At 69.1% G+C, this 20,400-nt stretch carries 23 protein-coding genes; 9 read left to right on the top strand and 14 right to left on the bottom strand.

Annotation, left to right across the window (positions count from 1 at the left end; all coding sequences use genetic code 11):
* Positions 1-291 precede the first annotated feature (291 nt).
* On the top strand, positions 292-687 hold the full coding sequence (locus ON39_RS09480) for a PPOX class F420-dependent oxidoreductase (RefSeq protein ID WP_040732997.1): 396 nt from the start codon (positions 292-294) through the stop codon (positions 685-687).
* On the opposite strand, the gene ON39_RS09475 is transcribed toward ON39_RS09480, so the two are convergent.
* Positions 674-1,930 carry a phthiocerol/phthiodiolone dimycocerosyl transferase family protein gene (locus ON39_RS09475; protein ID WP_246003065.1) on the bottom strand — a complete coding sequence of 419 codons (1,257 nt, stop codon included), beginning with the start codon at positions 1,928-1,930 and terminating at the stop codon, positions 674-676. The two genes, ON39_RS09480 and ON39_RS09475, sit on opposite strands and share 14 nt — an antisense overlap.
* 60 nt (positions 1,931-1,990) lie before the next feature.
* Between ON39_RS09475 and ON39_RS09470 the strand changes: the two genes are divergently transcribed.
* Positions 1,991-2,599 (top strand): TenA family protein, encoded by a 609-nt coding sequence (locus ON39_RS09470; RefSeq protein ID WP_040732996.1) that lies wholly within the window; start codon positions 1,991-1,993, stop codon positions 2,597-2,599.
* 5 nt (positions 2,600-2,604) lie between these two features.
* Here the strand turns inward: ON39_RS09470 and ON39_RS09465 are convergent, their stop codons facing one another.
* Complete coding sequence (locus ON39_RS09465; protein WP_040732994.1) at positions 2,605-3,525, bottom strand: NADP-dependent oxidoreductase; 921 nt, start codon at positions 3,523-3,525, stop codon at positions 2,605-2,607.
* A gap of 155 nt (positions 3,526-3,680) precedes the next feature.
* Here ON39_RS09465 and ON39_RS09460 point away from each other — a divergent pair, with 155 nt between their 5' ends.
* Complete coding sequence (locus ON39_RS09460; RefSeq protein ID WP_051186452.1) at positions 3,681-4,127, top strand: DUF1707 domain-containing protein; 447 nt, start codon at positions 3,681-3,683, stop codon at positions 4,125-4,127.
* A 51-nt stretch (positions 4,128-4,178) separates the two neighbouring features.
* Here ON39_RS09460 and ON39_RS09455 read toward each other — a convergent pair whose 3' ends face one another.
* Positions 4,179-5,570: a glycine--tRNA ligase gene (locus tag ON39_RS09455; RefSeq protein ID WP_040732993.1), complete on the bottom strand. Its 1,392-nt coding sequence runs from the start codon at positions 5,568-5,570 to the stop codon at positions 4,179-4,181.
* A 201-nt stretch (positions 5,571-5,771) separates the two neighbouring features.
* Here ON39_RS09455 and ON39_RS09450 point away from each other — a divergent pair, with 201 nt between their 5' ends.
* The 3 genes from ON39_RS09450 to ON39_RS09440 all read left to right on the top strand — a co-directional run bounded on the left by ON39_RS09450 (position 5,772) and on the right by ON39_RS09440 (position 7,683).
* Positions 5,772-6,122 (top strand): ArsR/SmtB family transcription factor, encoded by a 351-nt coding sequence (locus ON39_RS09450; protein ID WP_040732992.1) that lies wholly within the window; start codon positions 5,772-5,774, stop codon positions 6,120-6,122.
* Between the two features lie 3 nt (positions 6,123-6,125).
* The gene (locus ON39_RS09445; protein ID WP_040732991.1) at positions 6,126-6,572 is read left to right on the top strand and encodes a Fur family transcriptional regulator; all 447 of its coding nucleotides are present in this window, start codon (positions 6,126-6,128) and stop codon (positions 6,570-6,572) included.
* Between the two features lie 151 nt (positions 6,573-6,723).
* Positions 6,724-7,683 (top strand): hypothetical protein, encoded by a 960-nt coding sequence (locus ON39_RS09440; protein WP_146251252.1) that lies wholly within the window; start codon positions 6,724-6,726, stop codon positions 7,681-7,683.
* A gap of 296 nt (positions 7,684-7,979) precedes the next feature.
* On the opposite strand, the gene ON39_RS09435 is transcribed toward ON39_RS09440, so the two are convergent.
* A complete protein-coding gene (locus ON39_RS09435) occupies positions 7,980-8,954 on the bottom strand; it encodes an ABC transporter permease (protein WP_040732989.1) in 975 nt (324 codons plus the stop codon).
* A 103-nt stretch (positions 8,955-9,057) separates the two neighbouring features.
* Here ON39_RS09435 and ON39_RS09430 point away from each other — a divergent pair, with 103 nt between their 5' ends.
* A complete protein-coding gene (locus tag ON39_RS09430) occupies positions 9,058-9,663 on the top strand; it encodes a TetR/AcrR family transcriptional regulator (RefSeq protein WP_040732987.1) in 606 nt (201 codons plus the stop codon).
* A gap of 144 nt (positions 9,664-9,807) precedes the next feature.
* Here the strand turns inward: ON39_RS09430 and ON39_RS09425 are convergent, their stop codons facing one another.
* The gene (locus tag ON39_RS09425) at positions 9,808-10,083 is read right to left on the bottom strand and encodes a YggT family protein (protein WP_040732986.1); all 276 of its coding nucleotides are present in this window, start codon (positions 10,081-10,083) and stop codon (positions 9,808-9,810) included.
* 242 nt (positions 10,084-10,325) lie between these two features.
* Here ON39_RS09425 and ON39_RS09420 point away from each other — a divergent pair, with 242 nt between their 5' ends.
* Entirely contained in the window at positions 10,326-10,751 is a 426-nt protein-coding gene (locus ON39_RS09420) for a hypothetical protein (protein WP_040732985.1), read from the top strand.
* A gap of 784 nt (positions 10,752-11,535) precedes the next feature.
* Here the strand turns inward: ON39_RS09420 and ON39_RS09410 are convergent.
* The 7 genes from ON39_RS09410 to recO all read right to left on the bottom strand — a co-directional run bounded on the left by ON39_RS09410 (position 11,536) and on the right by recO (position 17,791).
* Positions 11,536-12,141, bottom strand: a complete 606-nt coding sequence (locus ON39_RS09410; protein ID WP_040732982.1) for a response regulator transcription factor — start codon at positions 12,139-12,141, stop codon at positions 11,536-11,538.
* 40 nt (positions 12,142-12,181) lie between these two features.
* Positions 12,182-13,360, bottom strand: coding sequence for a sensor histidine kinase (locus tag ON39_RS09405; protein WP_040732981.1), 1,179 nt, complete (start codon positions 13,358-13,360; stop codon positions 12,182-12,184).
* Between the two features lie 549 nt (positions 13,361-13,909).
* Entirely contained in the window at positions 13,910-14,695 is a 786-nt protein-coding gene (locus tag ON39_RS09400) for an ABC transporter permease (protein ID WP_040732980.1), read from the bottom strand.
* 1 nt (position 14,696) lies between these two features.
* Positions 14,697-15,662, bottom strand: a complete 966-nt coding sequence (locus ON39_RS09395; protein ID WP_083894342.1) for an ABC transporter ATP-binding protein — start codon at positions 15,660-15,662, stop codon at positions 14,697-14,699.
* Positions 15,663-15,741: 79 nt separating this feature from the next.
* Positions 15,742-16,173, bottom strand: a complete 432-nt coding sequence (locus tag ON39_RS09390; protein ID WP_083894341.1) for a YbjN domain-containing protein — start codon at positions 16,171-16,173, stop codon at positions 15,742-15,744.
* Positions 16,170-16,979: an isoprenyl transferase gene (locus ON39_RS09385; RefSeq protein WP_040732977.1), complete on the bottom strand. Its 810-nt coding sequence runs from the start codon at positions 16,977-16,979 to the stop codon at positions 16,170-16,172. The genes ON39_RS09390 and ON39_RS09385 overlap by 4 nt, the downstream gene beginning before the upstream one ends.
* 59 nt (positions 16,980-17,038) lie before the next feature.
* A complete protein-coding gene (gene recO / locus ON39_RS09380) occupies positions 17,039-17,791 on the bottom strand; it encodes a DNA repair protein RecO (RefSeq protein ID WP_051186451.1) in 753 nt (250 codons plus the stop codon).
* Positions 17,792-17,931: 140 nt separating this feature from the next.
* Between recO and ON39_RS47105 the strand changes: the two genes are divergently transcribed.
* Positions 17,932-18,312, top strand: coding sequence for an Aca2/YdiL-like domain-containing protein (locus ON39_RS47105; RefSeq protein ID WP_040732976.1), 381 nt, complete (start codon positions 17,932-17,934; stop codon positions 18,310-18,312).
* Between the two features lie 5 nt (positions 18,313-18,317).
* On the opposite strand, the gene ON39_RS09370 is transcribed toward ON39_RS47105, so the two are convergent.
* Together ON39_RS09370 and ON39_RS09365 are read right to left on the bottom strand one after the other, a co-directional pair.
* Positions 18,318-18,917: a TetR/AcrR family transcriptional regulator gene (locus ON39_RS09370; protein WP_040732975.1), complete on the bottom strand. Its 600-nt coding sequence runs from the start codon at positions 18,915-18,917 to the stop codon at positions 18,318-18,320.
* On the bottom strand, positions 18,904-19,770 hold the full coding sequence (locus ON39_RS09365) for an alpha/beta fold hydrolase (RefSeq protein ID WP_040732974.1): 867 nt from the start codon (positions 19,768-19,770) through the stop codon (positions 18,904-18,906). The genes ON39_RS09370 and ON39_RS09365 overlap by 14 nt, the downstream gene beginning before the upstream one ends.
* Between the last annotated feature and the right edge of the window lie 630 nt (positions 19,771-20,400).

Here is a 20,400-nt window from a genome sequence, read left to right as displayed (position 1 = left end):
ATGGCGACGGTGGTCTCGACGATCGGCACCGGCACGACGTCGATGACCGCGCGGCCGAGGGTGTCGATCAGCGAGCCGCCTCTGGTCGCCGCGATCGCCTCGCCGACGCCGAGCGCCGCCGCCCCCACGGCCGCCGCCCCGACTCCGCGCCCCCGGTCTCCGTTCGTCAGCACCGCACGCACACCCGCTTCCAACCCGATCCTCAGCTGTCATCAAGCATTCTGCCCGACCGGCACTACCGGCCAGCCGCTTTCCCCCGCCGGCCGCCCACGCAGGCGATAACGTCGAAACATGAACCACCCGCTTATTCCGGACAGCCACGCCGACCTGCTCACCCGACCGCTCTACGGACACCTGGCCACCCTCACCGCGAGCGGTGACCCGCAGGTCACGCCGATGTGGTACCTCTGGGACGGCGAGGTGCTGCGCTTCACCACGACCACCGACCGCCGCAAGTACCACAACATCCAGAAGCACCCGCGGGTGGCGATCAGCATCCACGACCCCGATCAGCCGTACCGCTATCTGGAGGTGCGCGGCGAGGTCGGTCCCGCCGAGCCGGATCCCACCGGCGACTTCTTCGACGTGCTCGCACGCCGGTACGACCTGACCTACAACCCGCCGGTCGCCGACCACCCGCGCCGCGTCGTGCTCGTCCTGCGGCCCAGCCGGGTCAGCTACCAGTAGGTCGTTCCGCGGCGGACAGGGCGGTCAGTTCGCTGTGCACCGCGCCGAGCAACCTTTCGGCGTCGGCGCCGAGCACTCCGACCGCCAACCGCCCGTCGAAGGTGTAGACGAGGAAGGTGACCGCGGCGGAGGCGCCCGCCGATGGCCTGGGATGGGCTGACAGATAAACGATTTCGTAGTCGGTGAGCGTCAGGCCGGCCGGCGTGCGAAACGACGGAACGGCGCCGGTATTGGTGATCGCGACGTGCCCGGCGAGCGAGTGAATCCGGCTGTCGCCGAAGAAGTCCGGGAAGTGCAGCACCGACTGCTGTACGACGCCGTCGGCCAGGTCGTGACGTAGTCGCTCCGAAACCCGCTGGGCCAGTTCGAGTACGCTCGCCGAGGGATCGATCTCGGCGGCGAACGACGCGAGCCCGGCCATATTGGTGCCCTCGGCGGGCGCCACCGGCGGATCGAGTCGCGGCCGCATGTCGACCGGGTACAAACAGCCCAGATGCACCGGACCGCCTGCGGTTTCGGACGCGTACGCCCGCAGCAGCGCGGCCGTCACCAGCCCATTGACGCTGACGCCCCGGTGACGGCCGAGCTCGATGATGCGCGCCGTCGCCGCCCGATCCAGCCGCGTGCGACTCGGCCTGGCCAACGCGCTGGGTCCCGAATCCCCCACGGACACAGGCGCGGCCACCAGCGGCCGCGTCACATCCTCGAATCCCGACACCGGGCCCGCGGTGATGCCACGCTCAGCGACGTACCACTCCAGCGATTGCGGATAGCCCTGCGGCACAACGCTTATCGGCGTGGCTTCGACAATGTCGGTGTAGAAACCCCAGAACCGCGAGAGCAGTTCGACGCAGTGCCCGGCGTCCGCGACGCTGTGATGCGCGTACAGCGTGACCCGCCACCTGTCCGCACCGGACACCACCGCATCCAGGTACGCCAGCTGCGTCCCCGGACTCACCGGCGTACCCGGCAAACCCACGGTCTCCGCATCCCCCTCGCGCACCGACGCCTCGTCGCGCGAATCCCCCGGCGGCAGAAGGTAACCCGTCCCGTCCCCGTCCTCCGCGATCCGGCAGACGATCACCGGAAACGCCACCTGCAATGCGGCGAAGGCCTCCCGCAACGCCGCTACATCGAGCACTCCCGTCACCGACACCGACCGGCCCGTGTAGGTGCCGTGCCGTACGAACCGCTGTTCCGACGGCGCCAGCACGCGCACCGCCGCATCCTCATCCCGCAACACCTCGCAAGCGTGCGGCAACACCGCCCGGGGCGCAAACGAGCGGATGCGAGACTGGACGGCATGAGTCTCGCCGCACACCTGGAGGAGCTCGGCCGTCCCCTGGTCGAGCATCAGCTCGACCACCCGACCGTGGCGGGCATCGCCAAGGGCGACCTGCCCGAGCCGATCTTCCGATCCTGGCTCGAACAGGACTACCTCTTCCTGCTCGACTATGTCCGCGTGTTCAGCCGCCTGGCCTGGCAGGCCCCGCCCGCGCACCTCGGCGACCTGGTCGATCTCGCACACGCCACCTATCACGACGAGCTCGAGCTGCACCGCTCACTGGCGGCGGAGTTCGGCGCGGATCTCGGCGGCGTCACCAAAGGCGTTGCCTGCGAGGCATATACGTCGTTCCTGCTCGACTCGGCCGCCGACTACGCCGAGGGCCTCGTCGCCCTGTACCCGTGCATGTGGGGCTACTCCACCCTCGGCGCGCGCCTCGCCGAGAACCCGCCCGCCGAGCCGCGCTACCGCCGCTGGGTCGACACCTACGCCGACCCCGGCTTCGCCGAACTCACCCGCCGCTGCGCACAGATGATCGACGAGGCGGGCGCCGACCCCGACCGCGCCGAACAGCTCTTCCGCGAGGGCATGCGCCACGAACTCGCCTTCTGGGATGTCCCGCGCTGAAAACCTCAGGGACGCAGCACGATCTTGCCGCGGGTATGCCGCTGCTCCAGCTCGCGGTACGCCTCCTGCACCTTGTCCAACGGGTACACCCCGGCGATCGGCACCTCGAGCGTGCCCGCCGCGGCGAGATCTGCCAGCTCGGTGAGCACGTCGATGGTGCCCGCGGCGGCATTGCCGTCGCCTTTCACGCCGTACTTCTCGACGGCGGCGAAGTTGATGATGGTGTCGATGCGCTCGACGGGCACGCCGAGTTCGACGGCGATGTCGACATAGTCGGCACCGAACGTATCGATGAACGCGTCCACCCCGTCGGGCGCGGCGGCCCGGAGCCGCTCGATCAGCCCCTCGCCGTACGCGACCGGCGTGACGCCGACCTTGCGCAGCCAGTCATGGTTCGACTCGCTCGCGATGCCGATCACCGACGCGCCGCGCGCACGCAGCAGCTGTACCGCGATCGAGCCCACACCGCCCGCCGCGCCGGACACGGCGACGGTGTCGCCCGCATTGGCCTCCACAGCGCGGATCGCCGCGAAAGCCGTTGTGCCTGCTACATACAACGCGCCTGCGACGTCCCAGTCCAGCCCGGCGGGCTTGGGCGTCACCTGCGCGACGGGAACAACGACGTGCGTCGCGTGACTGGCGCGTTCCTCGGTGAACCCGAGCACCTCGTCCCCCACCTCGAGGCCGCCGACCTCCGCGCCGAGCTCGACGATGCGCCCCGCGAAATCGGACCCCTGCCCCGAGGGAAACGTCGCGGGCCAGCGCTCGTGCAGCGCGCCGCTGCGAATATAGGCCTCACCAGGATTGATGCCCGCCGCGACCACGGCGACCACCACCTGCCCGGGCCCGGCGGTCGGCGTCGGCACCTCGGCCACCCGTAGCTCGTCTATCCCGCCATATCGATCGAACTTCACCGCTCGTGCCATGCCGCGCTCCCTTCGATGACTTATGGCCGTCAACTGCTCACCCGGCCCGGTTAATTCCCCCGCGGGCGTGCCGGAAAACCCCGCGCGCTTTCATCGGCCCGCGCGGCTTCGCGATTGGAGCGCGGATCGCCCGCGACCGCCTTACGCTGACACCCGTGGGTGCGGAGAATGTGCGGGCGTCTGATGCCGACCGCGAGAAGATCATCGAACGACTGCTGCATGCGATGAACGAGGGCAGGCTGACGCTGCACGAATACGACAGCCGCCTGCAGCAGGTGTACGCCGCCAAGACCTACGGCGAGCTGACCCCCGTGCTCGCGGACCTGCCCGCGGTGCGCGGTTCGCGCCCCGGCGAGCTGAAGCGGATCCCGCAGTGGGTCGTCATCATGTGGATCCCGTGGGTCTTCGTGAACATGCTGAGCCTGCTGATCTGGGTGGCCACCGGCGCGGGCTATTTCTGGCCGTTCTGGGTCGCGGTGCCGTGGGGCATGGCGCTGCTCATCCCGACGGCCATCGGAATCATCGTGCGCGCCAACAGTTCCGAGAACGAGCCGCCGAAACCGCCGTCGCCGCCCATGCCACCTGTGCCGCCGAGCCACTGAACGAGAACGACCCGCGCCGATCGGCCGGCGCGGGTCGTCTACGCGAAAAGCTCAGGCCCCCAGCAGATGCTGGGCCAGGTAGCCCTCGACCTTGTCGAGCGCGATCCGCTCCTGCGCCATCGAGTCGCGCTCGCGGATGGTCACCGCCTGGTCCTCCAGGGTGTCGAAATCGACGGTGATGCAGAACGGGGTGCCGATCTCGTCCTGGCGACGGTAGCGGCGGCCGATGGCGCCCGCGTCGTCGAACTCCACGTTCCAGTTCCGGCGCAGTTGCGCGGCAAGGTCTTTCGCCTTCGGCGTCAGATCGGCGTTGCGCGACAACGGAAGCACGGCCGCCTTCACCGGCGCGAGCCTGCGGTCCAGGCGCAGCACCGTGCGGGTGTCCACGCCGCCCTTGGCATTCGGCGCCTCGTCCTCGGCGTAGGCGTCGACCAGGAACGCCATCAGCGAGCGGGTCAGGCCGGCCGCGGGCTCGATGACGTAGGGGATGTAGCGCTCGTTGGTGGTCTGGTCGAAGAAGCTGAGCTCGGTGCCCGAGTGCTCGGAGTGCGTCTTGAGATCGAAGTCGGTGCGGTTCGCGACGCCCTCGAGCTCACCCCACTCGTTGCCCTGGAAGCCGAAGCGGTACTCGATGTCGGTGGTGCCGGCCGAGTAATGCGACAACTTCTCCTTCGGGTGCTCGTAGAGGCGCAAGTTGTCGGGGTTGATGCCCAGATCGGTGTACCAGGAGAAGCGGGTCTCGATCCAGTACTTGTGCCACTGCTCGTCCTCGCCGGGCTTGACGAAGAACTCCATCTCCATCTGCTCGAACTCGCGGGTGCGGAAGATGAAGTTGCCGGGGGTGATCTCGTTGCGGAAGCTCTTGCCGATCTGGGCGATGCCGAACGGCGGCTTCTTGCGCGCGGTGGTCATGACGTTGGCGAAATTGACGAAGATGCCCTGCGCGGTCTCGGGCCGCAGGTAGTGCATGCCCTCCTCGGACTCGATCGGGCCGAGGTAGGTCTTGAGCATCATGTTGAAGTCGCGCGGCTCGGTCCACTGGCCGACGGTGCCGCAGTTCGGGCACGCGAGCAGCTCCATCGAGACGCTGTCCGGGTCGTCGATCTTGTGCTTGAGCGCGTACGCCTCCTGCAGGTGGTCCTGCCGGAAGCGGTGATGGCAGTTCAGGCACTCCACCAGCGGATCGTTGAACACGCCGACGTGGCCCGAGGCCACCCACACCTGGCGCGGCAGGATCACCGACGAGTCGAGGCCGACGATGTCCTCCCGGCTGGTGACCATGGACCGCCACCACTGCCGCTTGATGTTCTCCTTGAGCTCGACACCCAGCGGACCGTAGTCCCAGGCCGACTTGGTGCCTCCGTAGATCTCACCGCTCGGGTACACCAGGCCCCGGCGCTTGGCGAGGTTGGCAACGGTGTCCACCTTCGACTTGGGTGCCACTCGAGAATTCTCCATCCACTACGAGTCCGGATTGTGCGTTCAGGCCATTGTTTTGCGAGGACGCAACGATACGGAGACAGACTATCGGCCCTGCCCACCGAGCCTTCCACCGCACGGGCAACCTCGCCGTCGGCGCGTCCGTTTGACATGCGCAACTGTGCATATCAAAATGGGATCGCTTTCCAATAAGGAGTTGGTGCCATGACCGCCGAGACCGCCGCCACCCACCCGCACAACCCGTACCGCGCGCCCGCGCCGGCGCCGGTGCCCGCGCGGACCGTCCTCGAGGACGCGGGCGAGCTGCTGCGCGCGCTGGCCGCGCCGGTCCGCATCGCCATCGTGCTGCAACTGCGCGAGTCGCCGCGCTGCGTGCACGAGCTGGTCGACGCGCTCGGGGTCACCCAACCGCTGGTCAGTCAGCATCTGCGCATCCTCAAGTCCGCGGGCGTCGTGCACGGCGAGCGGTCCGGTCGCGAGGTGCTCTACGAACTCGTCGACGACCACCTCGCGCACATCGTGGTCGACGCTGTCGCGCACGCCGAGGAAGGGTGATCCGTGCCAGACAACAGTGTCGTCCCGCAGAAGCCGGTCGGCATCCGCAGCACCAGACAGCGCAGCGCCATCGCGGCGCTGCTCGGTGACATCGAGGAGTTTCGCTCCGCGCAGGAGCTGCATGACGAGCTGCGCAAGCGCGGCGAGGGCATCGGCCTGACGACCGTCTATCGCACGCTGCAGTCGCTGGCCGACGCCGGGCTGGTCGACGTGCTGCGCACCGACTCCGGCGAGTCCGTCTACCGGCAGTGCTCCACCGGGCACCATCACCACCTGGTGTGCCGGAGCTGCGGACGCACCGTCGAGGTGGAGGGCCCGACCGTGGAGGCGTGGGCCGGGGCGATCGCCCGCGAGCACGGCTTCACCGAGATCAGCCACACCATGGAGGTGTTCGGCACCTGCGCGGCCTGCGCGTCGGCGGGCCACCGCGACGGCACGTCCGCCGAGTAGTCCACGCCCCGGTTCGTTCAGCGGACCGGCCCCTGGTTAACACCGCGCTCGCCCGTGCAGATTTCAACGCGAACCGCCGAACATCCGGCCCACCCGGGTGTCATGATGCTCTGTGGTTCGCACATCTTCTGGAGGCAGCGTGCGCTCGACCATGACTTCATCCGCAGCTCCGGCCCGTAGCCGCCGAATCCGTTCCGCCGCAGGCGCTTTCGCGTTGCTCGGCGCGGCCGCGCTGGTGCTGACGGCGTGCAACGACAAGGCCGGGACGGCGACACCGGCCTCGACGACCACCAGCGTGGCCTCGAACGGCACGCCGGGCGGCAACGCCGGGCAGTCCACGGTCCGGACGGTCGGCAAGACGGGGTGGTACGAGGGCTTCGACATCACCGTCGACAAGGCCACGGTCGTGCCCGACCAGTTCGGCGGCGCGAAGGTATTGATCGACATCACCTACAAGAACACCACTCTCGACAACAAGACGCTGAGCAACAACACCTCGCTGCTCGTCGGCAACCAGGTCGACGGCGGGGCGAGCTGGGACAACCCGACGGTGCCGGGCAACGGTTCGGCGACGGGCAAGGTGACCACGCCGGTCAAGTCCGCCAAGGACGCCGAGCATCTGCTCGACACGATGACCCTCGTCTACGGGCAGGGCACCGACAACCAGACCAAGATCCCGCTCAGCGCCGCCGGCAAGGTGGAGAGCGAGCAGCCGAAGGAGTTCCCGCTCACCGGCACCCTCGTGCAGGACCAGACCACCATCGAGGTGACCGAGGGCGAGCTCGCCCCGAGCTACACCAAGAACGAGCGCGGCAAGGACGAACTCGCGCTGCACATCAAAATTACTGGCGGACAAGAAATTCCCGCAGGCGGGGCCAACATCTTCACCGAGTACTTCTCGCTGAAGACCCCCGACGGCCGCGACCTCGTCGCCGACGACCGCGGGCAGATCAACGAACTGCTCGAGGCGGGCAAGACCATCGACAACCCGAAGAACTACGTCGTCTTCGTCGTCCCCGCCCCCGCCACCGGCAACTACGTGCTGACCTACAACGCCAAGAAGGAGGAGGGCGCGGCCACCGCCCCGACCTTCGCCTTCACCCTCAACTGACTGCTCAAAGCTGTTGCGGCCGGAAGTTTTCCGTGAACCCAGCCCGGCCGCACACCTTGCGATCGAGCACCCGGTCGGACCTCCTCGACTCGCCGTCGCGCAGGCTGCTCCCCAAACACACGCACACCCTTGATTTCCACACAACGGAATCGCATGCGATTGCGCGTGCGGGAAATCAAGGGTGTGCGGCGTTCAGTTCACGCTCAGGCACCGCGCAGCAGCCTTGCTCACGCTGACGGGCACCGGTGACCGTGGCCTTCAGCTCACGCTCACCGGTGCCCGATCTGGAGTACGTTTCAGCTTGCGCTGACGGGAACCGGTGCGGGAGTAGGCATTTCGACGGGGCGGCGGGTGCGGAGGGCGCCTACTGCCAGCAGGGCGACGGCGACCACGGCCCAGATCACCAGGATCACCAGCGGGCGTGTGGCTCCCGCACCGTCGAAGAAGGCGACGGAGCGGAGGAGGGAGGCGGCGGCGCCGGGCGGGAGGAGTTGGCCGATGGCGCCCCAGGGCTGCGGGAGGAGTTCGGGGGCCGAGGTGGCGGCGGAGAAGGGGTTGCCGATGAGCAGCATGGTCAGCGCGGCGACGCCGATGCCCGCGCGGCCGATGGCGGTGGCGAGACCGACGACGGCACCGGAGACGGCGAACGACACGAGGCCGGCGACGGCGGACAGTTCGAGGTAGGAGCCGGGCACCACCGACATCCACCCCTGGATGATCTCCATGCTCAGCAGCCCGCCGACGATGCCGAAGGCGACCAGCCCCAACGCTTTTCCGCCGACCGTGGGAATCAGCAGGGACAGCAGCACGCCCGCCGCGATGCCCGACATCACCAGCGGCAGCACCATCGCGCCGAACGCCGTGCCGCGCGGGTCGTCGGAGTCGGCGGCCACCACGTCGTCCACCCGGGGCGCGGGACCGCCGGACATCTGCTGACCGATCTGCGTGAGTTGTTGCGCCACAGCCGGACTCGCGGCGGAGGCGATCAGCACGCGCGGCGGTCCGTCGCCGGTGACGATCGCGCCGTACACCTCCCGGTCCTCGATGGCGGCGCGGGCGGCGGCCTCGTCGACCGGGCGGGAGACGTCGAAGGCGTCCGGATTGTGCTCTGCCAGTTTGCCTATCACCATGTCGGCCTGCGGGCCGGTGACCGCGATGGGCAGATCGCGCGGGGCGATATTGGCGGCGGGCCAGGCGAAGGCGATCAGCATCAGCGCCTGGAGCAGGGCGGCCCCGACACCGACGGCGAGCGCACGCTGCGTGGTATTCATGACGTTCTCCCGTAAATCGAATGATCGTTCTCTTTCGATGAGACATATCGTCGCGCGCACCCCTCGGCTTGTCAAGAACGGATGTTCGTTTTAGTTTGGAGGCATGCCCCGAGTCAGCGAAGAACACCTGGAACGCCGCAGGCAGCAGATCATCGACGCCGCACGCCGGTGCTTCGCCCGCAAGGGTTTCCACGAGACCTCCATGCAGGACGTCTTCGCCGAGTCCGGGCTCTCCGCCGGGGCCGTCTACCGCTACTTCAAGAGCAAGGACGAGATCATCGCCGCGCTGGCCACGCAGACGACGGTCACCCTGCGCGCGCTGATGACCGAGCTGATCCGGGCCGAACCGCTGCCGACCCCGGACCGCCTCGTGGCCGACCTGGCCGAGCACATGACCGCGCAGAGCGGGCCCGACGGCATGCTGCGGCTGGCCCCGCAGGCGTGGGCGCTGGCGCTCGTGCACCCCGAGGCCGCGATCTACGTGCGCGAGGCGATCCTCGGCATCCGCGACCGCTGGCAGGAGTACACCGAGCGCATGCGGGAGGCGGGGTGGATCCCCGCCGACGCCGACGTCTTCGCCGTGACCACCGCCATCATGGGCGTGCTACCCGGATTCGTGTTGCAGCACTTGCTGATCGGCGACATCGACCCGCCCACCGTCGCCCGCGGCGTCCGCACGCTGCTGCCCTACGGGCCCTCCTCGTCGTAAGCGCCGCGCGGTTTCGGCATTGTTTTCTGGACACGGAAGCGGGTGCGGATCAGTGAGCCACTGCGGACCCGTCGCCGCGTCGGTGCCCCGAAACCGGGGAGAGTTGCGCGAACCGGTGTGGGTTGCGCCGACCCCCGCGAAAGATCAGAGACTGAACGCGATGGAGCGCAGGATCAGCGCGACGATGAACACCACCGTGAACGCGAGGTCGATGGATACGCCGCCGGCGCGGATGGGCTTCAGGACGCGGCGCACGGGGGCGATCACCGGTTCGGTGGCGGCGTGCGTCACCTCGCGGGGGCGCCTCGCCCAGTCGGGGCTGTTGCCGAGCGCGGCCATCCAATCGAACACCATCCGGGCGAGCAGCAACACGATGAACACCGTCAAGACGTAACCGAGCAGGGTTCCGATGAGGCTCATGCCGTACTCCTTCGTGGTGGCCGCGTTGGCCTTCTCACCTGGATCAACGCCGCGGGCCGTAGGAAAAGTGTCTGGTTTGCCGGGTTCTCAGCGGACTATCAGGTCTGGTGCGGAAAGCCGTCGGCGCGGTGGCCGGCCGGAGTCACACCGAGAAACTACCGCCCCGGCGGCCCATTGATCGCGGACACGGCCTGTGCCAGGGTCGCGGGGGTAGTTCCGTTTTGTCGAAAGGGAAACACACTGTGACATTCTCGAAGAAAACCGCGGCCGCGATGACCGCACTCGGCGCGGTGACCGCCGCCATCGCCCTCGCCGCCCCCACTGCGGGAGCCGCGGTCACCCGCATCGACGTCTCGCCCGGACTGAGCTTCGGCAGCTCGAACTCGTTCGGCACCGGATGCTCCTACACCGTCACCGCGACCGCGCGGCCGGGCATCGCGGTGGTCTTCCTAGACGAGGTCGACGGACTCCGCACCACCGACACCCTGAAGCCCGTCGGGCCCGTAGCGGACGCGAACGGAAAGGCGAGCACCACCTGGACGCCCGCCAAGAAGGGCGAGCACAAGCTCTGGGCCGCGGAGTACATCTCGGGCGAGACCTACTTCCTCACCACGGTGACCGTCGGGACCGGTGTCAACGCCGGGCCCGCGTGCGTCGTACTGCCGTAAACCCGTCGGCCGCACACCTTTCGGTGTGCGGCCGACTACGTCAAAGGCCAGCCGAGGCGTTCCGCAGCGCGCGACGTGTCGCCGATCACCTGAGAGCCAGCCGAAAGCGATCCGCAACGCGCGTGACGTCCGGCCTACCCCTCCTCGAGCTGGCCGAGATACTCCGCGGCGCGTGAGCTGTGTGGCCGACTACACCGGGCAAACCGGGAGCCGCGAAGACGTATCGAGGTTCGTGACGCCCTCGATCCACCGCGTCCCATCGGAGCTGGTCAAGCGGTCATGAGGAATTGAAGGCGGCATCGCCCGAGTAGCGTCCACTACCAGTTCTCCCTCGAGTTGGATTCACTGGGGGACTTCGAGACGGAACACTAGCCGCGGCGCGTGCGATATGCGGCCGTCAACGTCGCGGCCGGCCGAGGCACTTCTCGACGCGCACGCAAGTGCGGCTCAGCACCCCAGAATCAGCCGAGACACCCGGTAGCGCGGGCGATGTACGGCCACCGCAGAGTCCAGCCGAGACGAGTTCGGTGTGCCATCTCAGAGCCGACCGAGGCGTTCGGCGGCGCGCATGATGCACCGCCGACCATCTCCGAGCCGGCCGAGTCGCTCCGCACCGCGCGATGCACGGCATACCACCCCAGAATCCAGCCGAGATGCTCCGCGACGTGCGATGCACGGCCGACCACATCGAAACCAGCCGAGACACTCGGCAGCGCGCGACGCACGGCGGACCACATTAGAGCCAACCGAGGCGTTCGGCGGCGCGTGGATGCACGGGCCTAGGTCAAAGCCAGCCGAGGCGTTCGGCGGCGCGGACGGCTTCGGCGCGAGTGCTGGTGCCGGTCTTGCCGATTGCGGCGGACAGGTGGTTGCGGACGGTGCCTTCCGAGAGGTGCAGTCGTTTGGCGATGGCGCCGGCGGTCGCGCCGTCGGCGGCGGCGGCGAGCACCTCGCGTTCGCGTTCGGTCAGCGGGGAGGTGCCCGCGGTGAGGGTTTCGGCGGCGAGGGCGGGGTCGACCACCCGCAGGCCCAGCTGAACTCGGCGCACGGCGTCGGCCAGTTCCCTTGCGGGAGTGTCCTTTACGACGAAGCCGCTGGCGCCCGCGTCGATGGCGCGCCGGAGGTAACCCGGGCGGCCGAAGGTGGTGACCATGAGCACGCGCACGCCTGGATGCTCGGCGTGCAGCCGCGCGGCCACCGAAATGCCGTCCAGGCCGGGCATCTCCACATCGAGCAGCACCACGTCGGGGTTCGCGCGGGCGACGGCGTCGAGCACCTCGTCGCCGCGACCGACCTCCCCTACGACCTCCAGATCGGACTCCAGTCCGAGCAACGCCGCGAGCGCGCCGCGCACCAGCGCCTGGTCGTCGGCGAGCAACAGCCGGATCATCTAGCCCACTTCCCTTGTCGAAGAACAGTTTTCGCCAGCACTACGAGGGCATCGTGGCGCGGACACACAGTCCCCCTTCCGCCGGTGCGGACAGCGTGAGGGTCCCGCCCGCGGCCATGACGCGCGCCCGGAGACCGGCGAGCCCCGACCCGGACGCCACGCCCCCGCTCAACCCACGTCCGTCGTCGACCACCTCGATGCTCGACGCCGTGACCGTCACGGTGCAGTGCCGGGCGGCGCTGTGCCGGATCACGTTGGTGATGGCCTCGCGCAGCACCCAGCCGAACAGCTCGCTGTGCGGGGAGTCCTCGATCTCCGGCAGATCGGCGACGATATCCGCGGCCGCCAATGCCGTTCTGGCGTTGGCGAGTTCGCCGCGCAACGAGACCTCGCGCAGTCCCCCGACGGTGTCGCGCACCCCCGCCAGCGCCTCCCGCGCGAGCCGCTCGATATCGGCGAGCTCGGCCCGCGCCCGCGTCAGGTCCATGTCGATGAGCCGCTGCGCGAGTTCGGTTTTCACCGTGATCACGGTGAGCGAGTGGCCGAGAATGTCGTGCACGTCGCGGGCCACCCGGTTGCGTTCCTCCACGATGTCGAGCTCGGCGCGCTGCCGCCTAGCCAGCTCCGCGAGCCGCTCGCCACGCAACCCCAACTGCCTGGCCACCCATATACCGGCCGGAACGAGCGCCAGGTAGATCGGCATCTCGGCGTACCGCCCGCCGGGCGCGAGCATCGGAAGCAGCAGCATCGCGGCCATGATGACGAGGACGACGTACCCGGACTCGCGCATGGTCATGTGGAAGATGCCGATGACCGCGACGTAGAGCACGGTCGGCAACGCGACGCTGCCGAGCAGCAGCACCAGCGCCACGTGCAACCCGGCCAGCGCCGCGAGCACCGGCCAGATCCGCCGGTCGGTCGGCTGCTCGACCACGAGCTCGCGCGGACCGGCCCGGCGGAACACCGCGAAGGAACCCACGATCAGCCCGGCGAAGGCAAGAAAGGCCACGGCCGCGAGGGCCGCGACCCCGGTCTCGCCGCGCGACCACCGCTGCGCGATCGGCGGGATCAGCCAGGCGAGCCACACCACCGCCATCGCCACGCCGAACCAGCCGCGCCGCCGGGGCTGCACGGCGAACGACTGGTCGTCGAGCGCGCGATCGATGAGGGCGGACATCCCGCCCGCACGCAACGACGCGAGCCCCGACTTCACGCCCATGCCGTGCCCCTGACACGCCACGGATCGCGAGGAATGCGCGCGCCTGGGTCTATCACGAGGACAGACGGTACCGAACGACGATCGAACCGCGCCGTGCCGTGGCCGAGACGGTGACGGCATGACGCGACCGAACGACACTCCAGTCGCCCTGTCCACGGCTCCGCGCCACGACCGAGACGGTCACAACCAGGCGCGACCGACCAACGCTCGAACCGCCCCCTCCACCGTTGCGCGCCATGGCCGGGACGATTACGACGCGACGCGACCGAACGACCCTCGAGCCACCCCGCCCACAGCACCGCGCCACGACCGGGACGATCACGACCCAACGCGACCGAACGACCCTCGAGCCACCCCGCCCACAGCACCGCGCCACGACCGGGACGATCACGACCCAACGCGACCGAACAACGCTCGAACCGCCCCCTCCACGGCTCCGCGTCATCACAGACACGATCACGACCTACCGCGACCGAACGACACTCGAGCCACCCCGCCCACAGCTCCGCGCCACGACCGGGACGGTCACGACGCGGAGCTACGGACAACTCAGCGAGCGGTGTCACGACGGAACAGCATCGCCGATCCCCCGACGAACACCGCGGCCCACACCGCGACATTGAGCACCGCGAGCACGATCGAGCCGGTGCTCGTGTCGCCGAACGGTATCCGCGCCAGCGTGGCGACACCGTAGGTCGGGAACACCTTCGACACCGTCCCGAACCACCCGTGCAGCGGAATGAACAGACCGCCCGCGAACGACAGCGCCGCGAGGACCGGCCCGAGCAGCTGCATCACGTTCTCCGACGGCAGCAGGTAGCCGACGAACAGGCCGAAGGCGGCGAAGACCACCGACGTGAGCCAGGCGAGCAGGAAGCAGCTCACCCACGCGACCGGCGTCAGGTGGGCGCCCACCACCGCGCCGACCAGGAAGACCGCGCTGACCGAGACGAGCCCGAGCACCATCGCGACGGTGACCTTGGTGGCGATGTACGCGACGGGACGCAGTGGGGTGAGCCGCAATTGGCGACTCCAGCCCTGTGCGCGCTCGATCGCCACCATGGCGCCGCCGCTGGTGGTGGCCAGCAGCGCGCCGTAGACGGCCATCGACACCATGACGTAGCCGGTCACGTTGCCGGTGCCGAAAGACTGTGTGCGGAAATCGGATTGGAGGCCGAAGATGACGAAGAACAACGGCGGTATGACCAGTGTGAAGATCATCGTGCGGCGGTTGCGCAGCATCCTGCGCAGCTCCAGGCGCAGGAACGCGCCGCTGAAGCCGCCCAGCGGCGTGGGCCGGTGCCGCGTCGAGGACTGCGGGGCAAGGGTTGTCATGTCAGTGGTCTCCGGTGGTGAGCGCGAGGAACGCGGATTCGAGGTTGTGCGAGGTGATCTCGAGGTCGGTGGCGGCGGTCTCGGTCAGCAGGTGGCGGGCCACGGCGTCGGAGTCCTTGGTGTGCAGCACGATTCGCTCGCCGCGCACCTCTATGTCGTCGACGCCGGGCAGCGCGCGCAACTCGGTCGGCACCGCGCCCGGCAGGGTCGCGGTGACTGCACGGCCGGAGGCCAGGTTCTTGATCTCCGCGGCGCTGCCGTCCGCGACCACCCGGCCCGCGCGGACCAGCACGATCCGGTCGGCGTAGGCGTCGGCCTCGTCCAGGTAGTGAGTGGCGAACAAGACCGTGCGGCCGCGCGCGGAGTCCTCCCGCATCGCGTTCCAGAAGTCCCTTCGCCCTTCGACATCCATGCCGGTGGTCGGCTCGTCGAGCACGATGAGGTCCGGGTCCGGCAGCAGCGCGAGCGCGAACCGCAGCCGTTGACGCTGTCCCCCAGAGCATTTGCCGACCCGCCGATCGGCGATGTCGGCGAGGCCCGCCCGCGCGAGCACCTCCTCGACCGGGCGCGCGTTCGCGTAGAGCGCCGCGACGAGCCGCACGGTCTCGCCGACGGTGAGGTCGGGCAGCAGGCCGCCGGATTGCAGTACCGCCGAGATCCGGCCTACCGCAAGCGCTTCCGAGGGCCGCGCGCCGAAGACCGCGACGGTGCCGGAGTCCGGCGTGGCCAGTCCGAGAACCATGTCGAGGGTGGTGGTCTTGCCCGCGCCGTTCGGCCCGAGGAACGCCACGATCTCCCCCGGTTCGATGACCAGGTCCAGACCGTCGACCGCCTGCACGGCGCCGCCGCCGGGCACCGTGAAACTCTTACGCAGATCGTGCAGTTCGATCGCCGGCGCGCCCGAGCCCCGTCTCCCCGAACCGCCGGCCGCGGCGAAGACGGCCGCGGACGTCAGTGCTGATGTCATGCGTCAACGGTCGCGCATCCCGGCCCGGAACACCCCGCACATCCGTCACGCATCACCCATGACAGACGTCATGGGTACCTCAGGGCAGCAGCAGGCCCTGACGTGCGCGTCCGGCACCGGAGAGCACGAGGACGAGCATGGTGGCCAGGGCCTGATCGTCGAGCCCGGCGGCCGGAAAGGTGTAGCGCAGGATGATGTCGGCGAGCTTGTCGTGCGCGATGACGGTGAGCGAGCCGAACTGCAGCTCGTTGTTCCGCTCGGCGACCCGCTTGTGCAGCTGCGGCTTGACCGGGCGATCCCAGGCCAGCACGCAGGTCAGCGTCAGCACGTCGAGGCCGGGCGCTAATCGCACGGCCCGCAGCGAACACAGCGCGCCCTCGTATTCGAAGCCGATCGAGCCCTCAGGATCGACGCGCACCTCGATGTCGTAGAGCGACAGGCAGGCGCCGGCCCGCGCCTGCAGTTCGTGTTCGGGACTCACCGTTGATTCCATGTTCGTGCCGCCGTTCATTTGGTCCCGCCGAAGCGTCGGTCACGCGAAGCGTACTCGAGGCAGGCGGCCCACAGGTTGCGTCGGTCGAAATCGGGAAACAGGGTGTCCTGGTAGACGTATTCGGCGTAGGCGGACTGCCAGATGAGGAAGTTCGAGCTGCGGAACTCGCCGGAGGGCCGCAGGAAAAGGTCGACGTCGGGCATGTCCGGCTCGTCCATGAACTTCGCCACCGTCGCCTCGGTGACCTTCTCCGGGTCTATCTCGCCCGCCGCCACCCGGCGCGCGATTTCCCTTGCCGCGTCGGCGATTTCGGCCCGGCCACCGTAGTTGACGCACATGGTGAGGGTCATCACCGTGTTGTCCTTCGTCAGCTCCTCCGCGACCTCGAGCTCGTTGATCACGCTGCGCCACAACCGCGGTCGCCGCCCGGCCCAGCGCACCCGCACGCCCATCTCGTTCATCTCGTCGCGGCGGCGGCGGATCACGTCGCGGTTGAAGCCCATGAGGAAGCGCACCTCCTCCGGGCTGCGCCGCCAGTTCTCGGTGGAGAACGCGTAGGCCGACAGCCACTTCACGCCGATCTCGATGCAGCCCTCGACGGTGTCCATCAGCACGGCCTCGCCGCGCTCGTGGCCCGCGGTGCGCGGCAGTCCGCGCTCCTGCGCCCACCGGCCGTTGCCGTCCATCACCAGCGCGACATGGTTCGGCACCAGCACGGCCGGGATCTCCGGCGGCCGGGCCCCGGAGGGGTGCGGCGAGGGTGGACGAACGGTGCGGGCCGGGCCCGCCTTGGTCGCGGTGGAGGAGTCACGGCGCAGGATCACGGCCCCTATCCTGCCTGATGGTTGTGGAGACCTTGTGCGGGTCTCCGCGGACCCGTCGCTCAGGCGGGGGCTCGCACCGGGCCCGACCGCTCGATCAGCGACAACGTGCGCAACTGCCGCTCCAGATGCCACTGCAGATGCGCGGCCACCAGGCCGCTGGCCTGCCTGCGCACCCCGTCGGGCGCCGTCTCGACGAGCTCCCACTGCCCGCGCAGCAGCGCGACGAGCAGATCGAGCACCCCGGGTGCGGGCGTCGCCGAACCGGGCGGGCGGCAGTGCACGCACACCGCCCCGCCCGCCGCGACGTGGAACGCCCGGTGCGGGCCCGGCGTCGCGCACTTGGCGCACTCGTCCAGCGCGGGCGCCCAGCCCGCGAAACCCATGGCGCGCAACAGGAATGCGTCCAGGATCAGTTCGTGCGGACGCTGTTTGGCCGCGATGGCGCGCAGGGCGCTCGCGGTGAGCGCGTGCAGGCGCGGCGCGGGCGCCCGCTCCTCACCGGCCAGCCGCTCGGCGGTCTCGAGCACCGCGCAGGCAGTGGTGTAGCGGCCGTAGTCGTCGATGATGTCGGCGGCGAACGCCTCGACGGTGTGCACCTGGGTCACCACGTCCAGCGTGCGGCCCGGGTGCAGTTGCACGTCGATGTAGGCGAACGGCTCCAGCCTGGCCCCGAACCTCGACTTGGTGCGGCGCACCCCCTTGGCCACCGCGCGCACCAGTCCGTGCTGGCGCGTCAGCAACGTGACGATGCGGTCCGCCTCGCCCAGCTTGTGCTGGCGCACCACCACCGCCACATCCCGATACAAACGCACGCCTCATCCTCCCACGAAGATCCGACACCCCCTGGCAGGCACGGCATCGCCACTGCCACTTCCCGACGAATCCCGCGTGTGCGTCGGCGCGCTGCCCTATCCTTTTTCTCTACCGTACTGCTGGGGAGGGGCTTTCGGATTTGGACGACCTACTTGGTACCGGAACAGCCGCAGGTTTCCGGGCCACTCGCGAACTACTGGGCCTGCCAGTGCCCTGGTGCGCCCGGTTGTTCGCCGTGGCCGAGCGCACCGTGGAGCGCTGGGAACGCGGTGCATTTCAGATCCCGGACACCGCGGCCCGCGAATTGGCCGAGATCGCCGACGAGACCGAACAGGTCGTGGAGGCGATGGTCGACGCCATCGGCGCGGGCGAGATCTCGCCGCGCCTACACACGTATCGGACCAACGACGACTACTCGCGCCACGAGCCGGGCACGCGCTACCCCGCCACCTGGCATCGGGCCGTGTGCGCTCGGGTCATGACCGAGCTACCGCAGGTGGAGTTGCAGTTCGTGGAGTAGTCGAGTCAGGTCCGCACGATGCCGGCGACCAGCAGGAGCAGGGACTGCTGAGCCTCGGCGCGAGCGCGATCCTGGTCTTCGGCGTGCGCGACGATCAACGAGGCCTCGGTGAGGGCGCTCAGCAACAGCTGGGCGAGCACCGGGACGGGCACGTCGACGATCAGGCCCGCCTCCCGGACGCGCTCCAGGTGCGCGGTGATCAGCCCGAGGCCGTGCCTGCTCTCGAACTCGCGCCACGCCTGCCAGCCCATGACGGCGGGCGCGTCGGTGAGGACGACCTGCAGCATGGCCGGGCGCTGACAGATCTCCAGGAAGAGGCCGAGGCCGACCGCCATGCCGGTCATCACGTCGTCGGGGTCGACCGCGGCCATGGCCGCCGCGATCTCCTCGGTGGACTCGGCCTCGATCTGCTCCAAAACCGCGAGGAACAGTCCGCGCTTGTCGCCGTAGTGGTGGTGCAGCGCGCCGCGGGTGACCCCCGCCTCGGTGACGAGCTCCTCGGCCGAAGTCGCCGCGAAACCGCGCTCGGTGAACAGTCGGCGTCCGGCCTGTTCGAGCGCGGCCCTCGTGGTGCGGGAGCGGTCCTCCTGGCTACGGCGTGGCATGCAGCCGAGTGAACTCCAGGATCGACTCCGTGAGCAACTCCGGCTGGTCCTCGGGGAGGAAGGTGTACGAGTCGTCGATGACCTTCAGCGTCGCGTGCGGCAGGTCGCGAACCAGGCGCTCGGCGTAGGACATCGGGAAGACCTTGTCCTCGCGCGCCCACACCACCAGCACCGGGAAGTCGACCGCCGCGAAATGCGTCGCGGCCGCCAGCGTGTAGCGGCGGTGCGCGTTCTTCAGGAACAGCCTTAAATCCTTGCGGACCGCGCCGGACTTCATGGGACCTGCCAGGTAGGAATCGGCGATCTCCGGTGGCACAGGACGTTTCGCGACCAAGCCGAACACCAACGGGGTCGAGTGCAGAGCCCGAATCCGCGCGGACTCGATGAGCGGGCGCATCGAGCCCGGGATCCTGGCCAGCCACGAGAGCAGGGTGAACGGCCGCGGCAGGAAACTCTCGTAGCTGTCGACCGCGGCCAGCACCACGCGGCCGATCCTGGCCGGCTTGCGGGTCATCAGCACCTGGGTGATCGCGCCGCCGGTGTCGTTGGCGACCACCGTGACATCGGTCAGGTCGAGGCGTTCGAGGAAGGACGCGATGAGATCGGCGACGCCGACCGGGGTCAGTTCCAGGTCGGGGACCGCGATCCGGTGTGCGCCGAGCGGCCAGTCCGGGGTGAGGCAGCGGTAGCCCGCGGCCGCGACGCTCGGGACGACCTTGCGCCACAGATCCGCGTTGACGAGCAGGCCGTGCACGAAAACGATCGGCGGGCCCTCGCCGGTGTCGTGGTAGCGGATGCGGCCGCCGGGCAGATCCACCTCGTGTGCGCGGCCGAGTTCGGTGCTGATTCCCATCGTTCCTCCAGTACGTCGGGGTGGGTTCACTTTTACATACATTCCGTATGTATGTCTATACTTATGCTGGTTGTTCGGCGGATGGAGTCGCGCAGAGGGCCGCCGAACGTTATCGAGAAGAGGAGGCGAGAGCGGTCCCGGCGAGACATGGAAGCGCAACGCGAACGTGTCGGAGCAGCGAGGCGCACGGGCGTGTAGGTCATCGAACGCAGACGCGAGTGAGCGTCGGCGCGGAACCGCGAGAACCCAGTACGCAGGCACGGAGACGCAGACTTGACGGGGTGGAACAGCAGGGCACGCGGGCGTGTAGCTCGTGAGCGCAGGCCAGGGGCGCGGAGGCGGAAAGCGTGATGGCGCACAGCCCGCGAGACAAGCGCGAGCGCGTAGGCCGAGATGCGAAGCGTGGCAATGCGGAGCCGGGCCACGCAGCGCGCAGGCGCGGAGCCGGGGCGCGAGCAATGCGGCACGCGGCACACGGCACACGGCACACGACACCCGGCACGCGGCACGCGGCACGCGACACCCAGCACCCCGGGCACGCGGCACGCGACACCCAGCACCCCGGGCACACGGCACGCGACACCCAGCACCCCGGGCACACGGCACGCGACACCCAGCACCCGGGCACAC

Origin of the sequence: Nocardia tenerifensis NBRC 101015, from assembly GCF_000308715.1 — a bacterium.
Taxonomy (GTDB): domain Bacteria; phylum Actinomycetota; class Actinomycetes; order Mycobacteriales; family Mycobacteriaceae; genus Nocardia; species Nocardia tenerifensis.
This window is presented reverse-complemented; position numbering and strand designations above follow the sequence as displayed.

Coding starts and splice junctions, on each gene's coding strand:
- ON39_RS09480 (WP_040732997.1), top strand. CDS start 292: ATGAACCACCCGCTTATTCCGGACAGCCACGCCGACCTGCTCACCCGA.
- ON39_RS09405 (WP_040732981.1), bottom strand. CDS start 13,360: ATGGGCGTGAAGTCGGGGCTCGCGTCGTTGCGTGCGGGCGGGATGTCC.
- ON39_RS09365 (WP_040732974.1), bottom strand. CDS start 19,770: ATGGGAATCAGCACCGAACTCGGCCGCGCACACGAGGTGGATCTGCCC.
- ON39_RS09435 (WP_040732989.1), bottom strand. CDS start 8,954: ATGAATACCACGCAGCGTGCGCTCGCCGTCGGTGTCGGGGCCGCCCTG.
- ON39_RS09400 (WP_040732980.1), bottom strand. CDS start 14,695: ATGACAACCCTTGCCCCGCAGTCCTCGACGCGGCACCGGCCCACGCCG.
- ON39_RS09410 (WP_040732982.1), bottom strand. CDS start 12,141: ATGATCCGGCTGTTGCTCGCCGACGACCAGGCGCTGGTGCGCGGCGCG.
- ON39_RS09395 (WP_083894342.1), bottom strand. CDS start 15,662: ATGACATCAGCACTGACGTCCGCGGCCGTCTTCGCCGCGGCCGGCGGT.
- ON39_RS09440 (WP_146251252.1), top strand. CDS start 6,724: ATGACTTCATCCGCAGCTCCGGCCCGTAGCCGCCGAATCCGTTCCGCC.
- ON39_RS09425 (WP_040732986.1), bottom strand. CDS start 10,083: ATGAGCCTCATCGGAACCCTGCTCGGTTACGTCTTGACGGTGTTCATC.
- ON39_RS09370 (WP_040732975.1), bottom strand. CDS start 18,917: ATGCCACGCCGTAGCCAGGAGGACCGCTCCCGCACCACGAGGGCCGCG.
- ON39_RS09470 (WP_040732996.1), top strand. CDS start 1,991: ATGAGTCTCGCCGCACACCTGGAGGAGCTCGGCCGTCCCCTGGTCGAG.
- ON39_RS09465 (WP_040732994.1), bottom strand. CDS start 3,525: ATGGCACGAGCGGTGAAGTTCGATCGATATGGCGGGATAGACGAGCTA.
- ON39_RS09450 (WP_040732992.1), top strand. CDS start 5,772: ATGACCGCCGAGACCGCCGCCACCCACCCGCACAACCCGTACCGCGCG.
- ON39_RS09430 (WP_040732987.1), top strand. CDS start 9,058: ATGCCCCGAGTCAGCGAAGAACACCTGGAACGCCGCAGGCAGCAGATC.
- ON39_RS09390 (WP_083894341.1), bottom strand. CDS start 16,173: ATGAACGGCGGCACGAACATGGAATCAACGGTGAGTCCCGAACACGAA.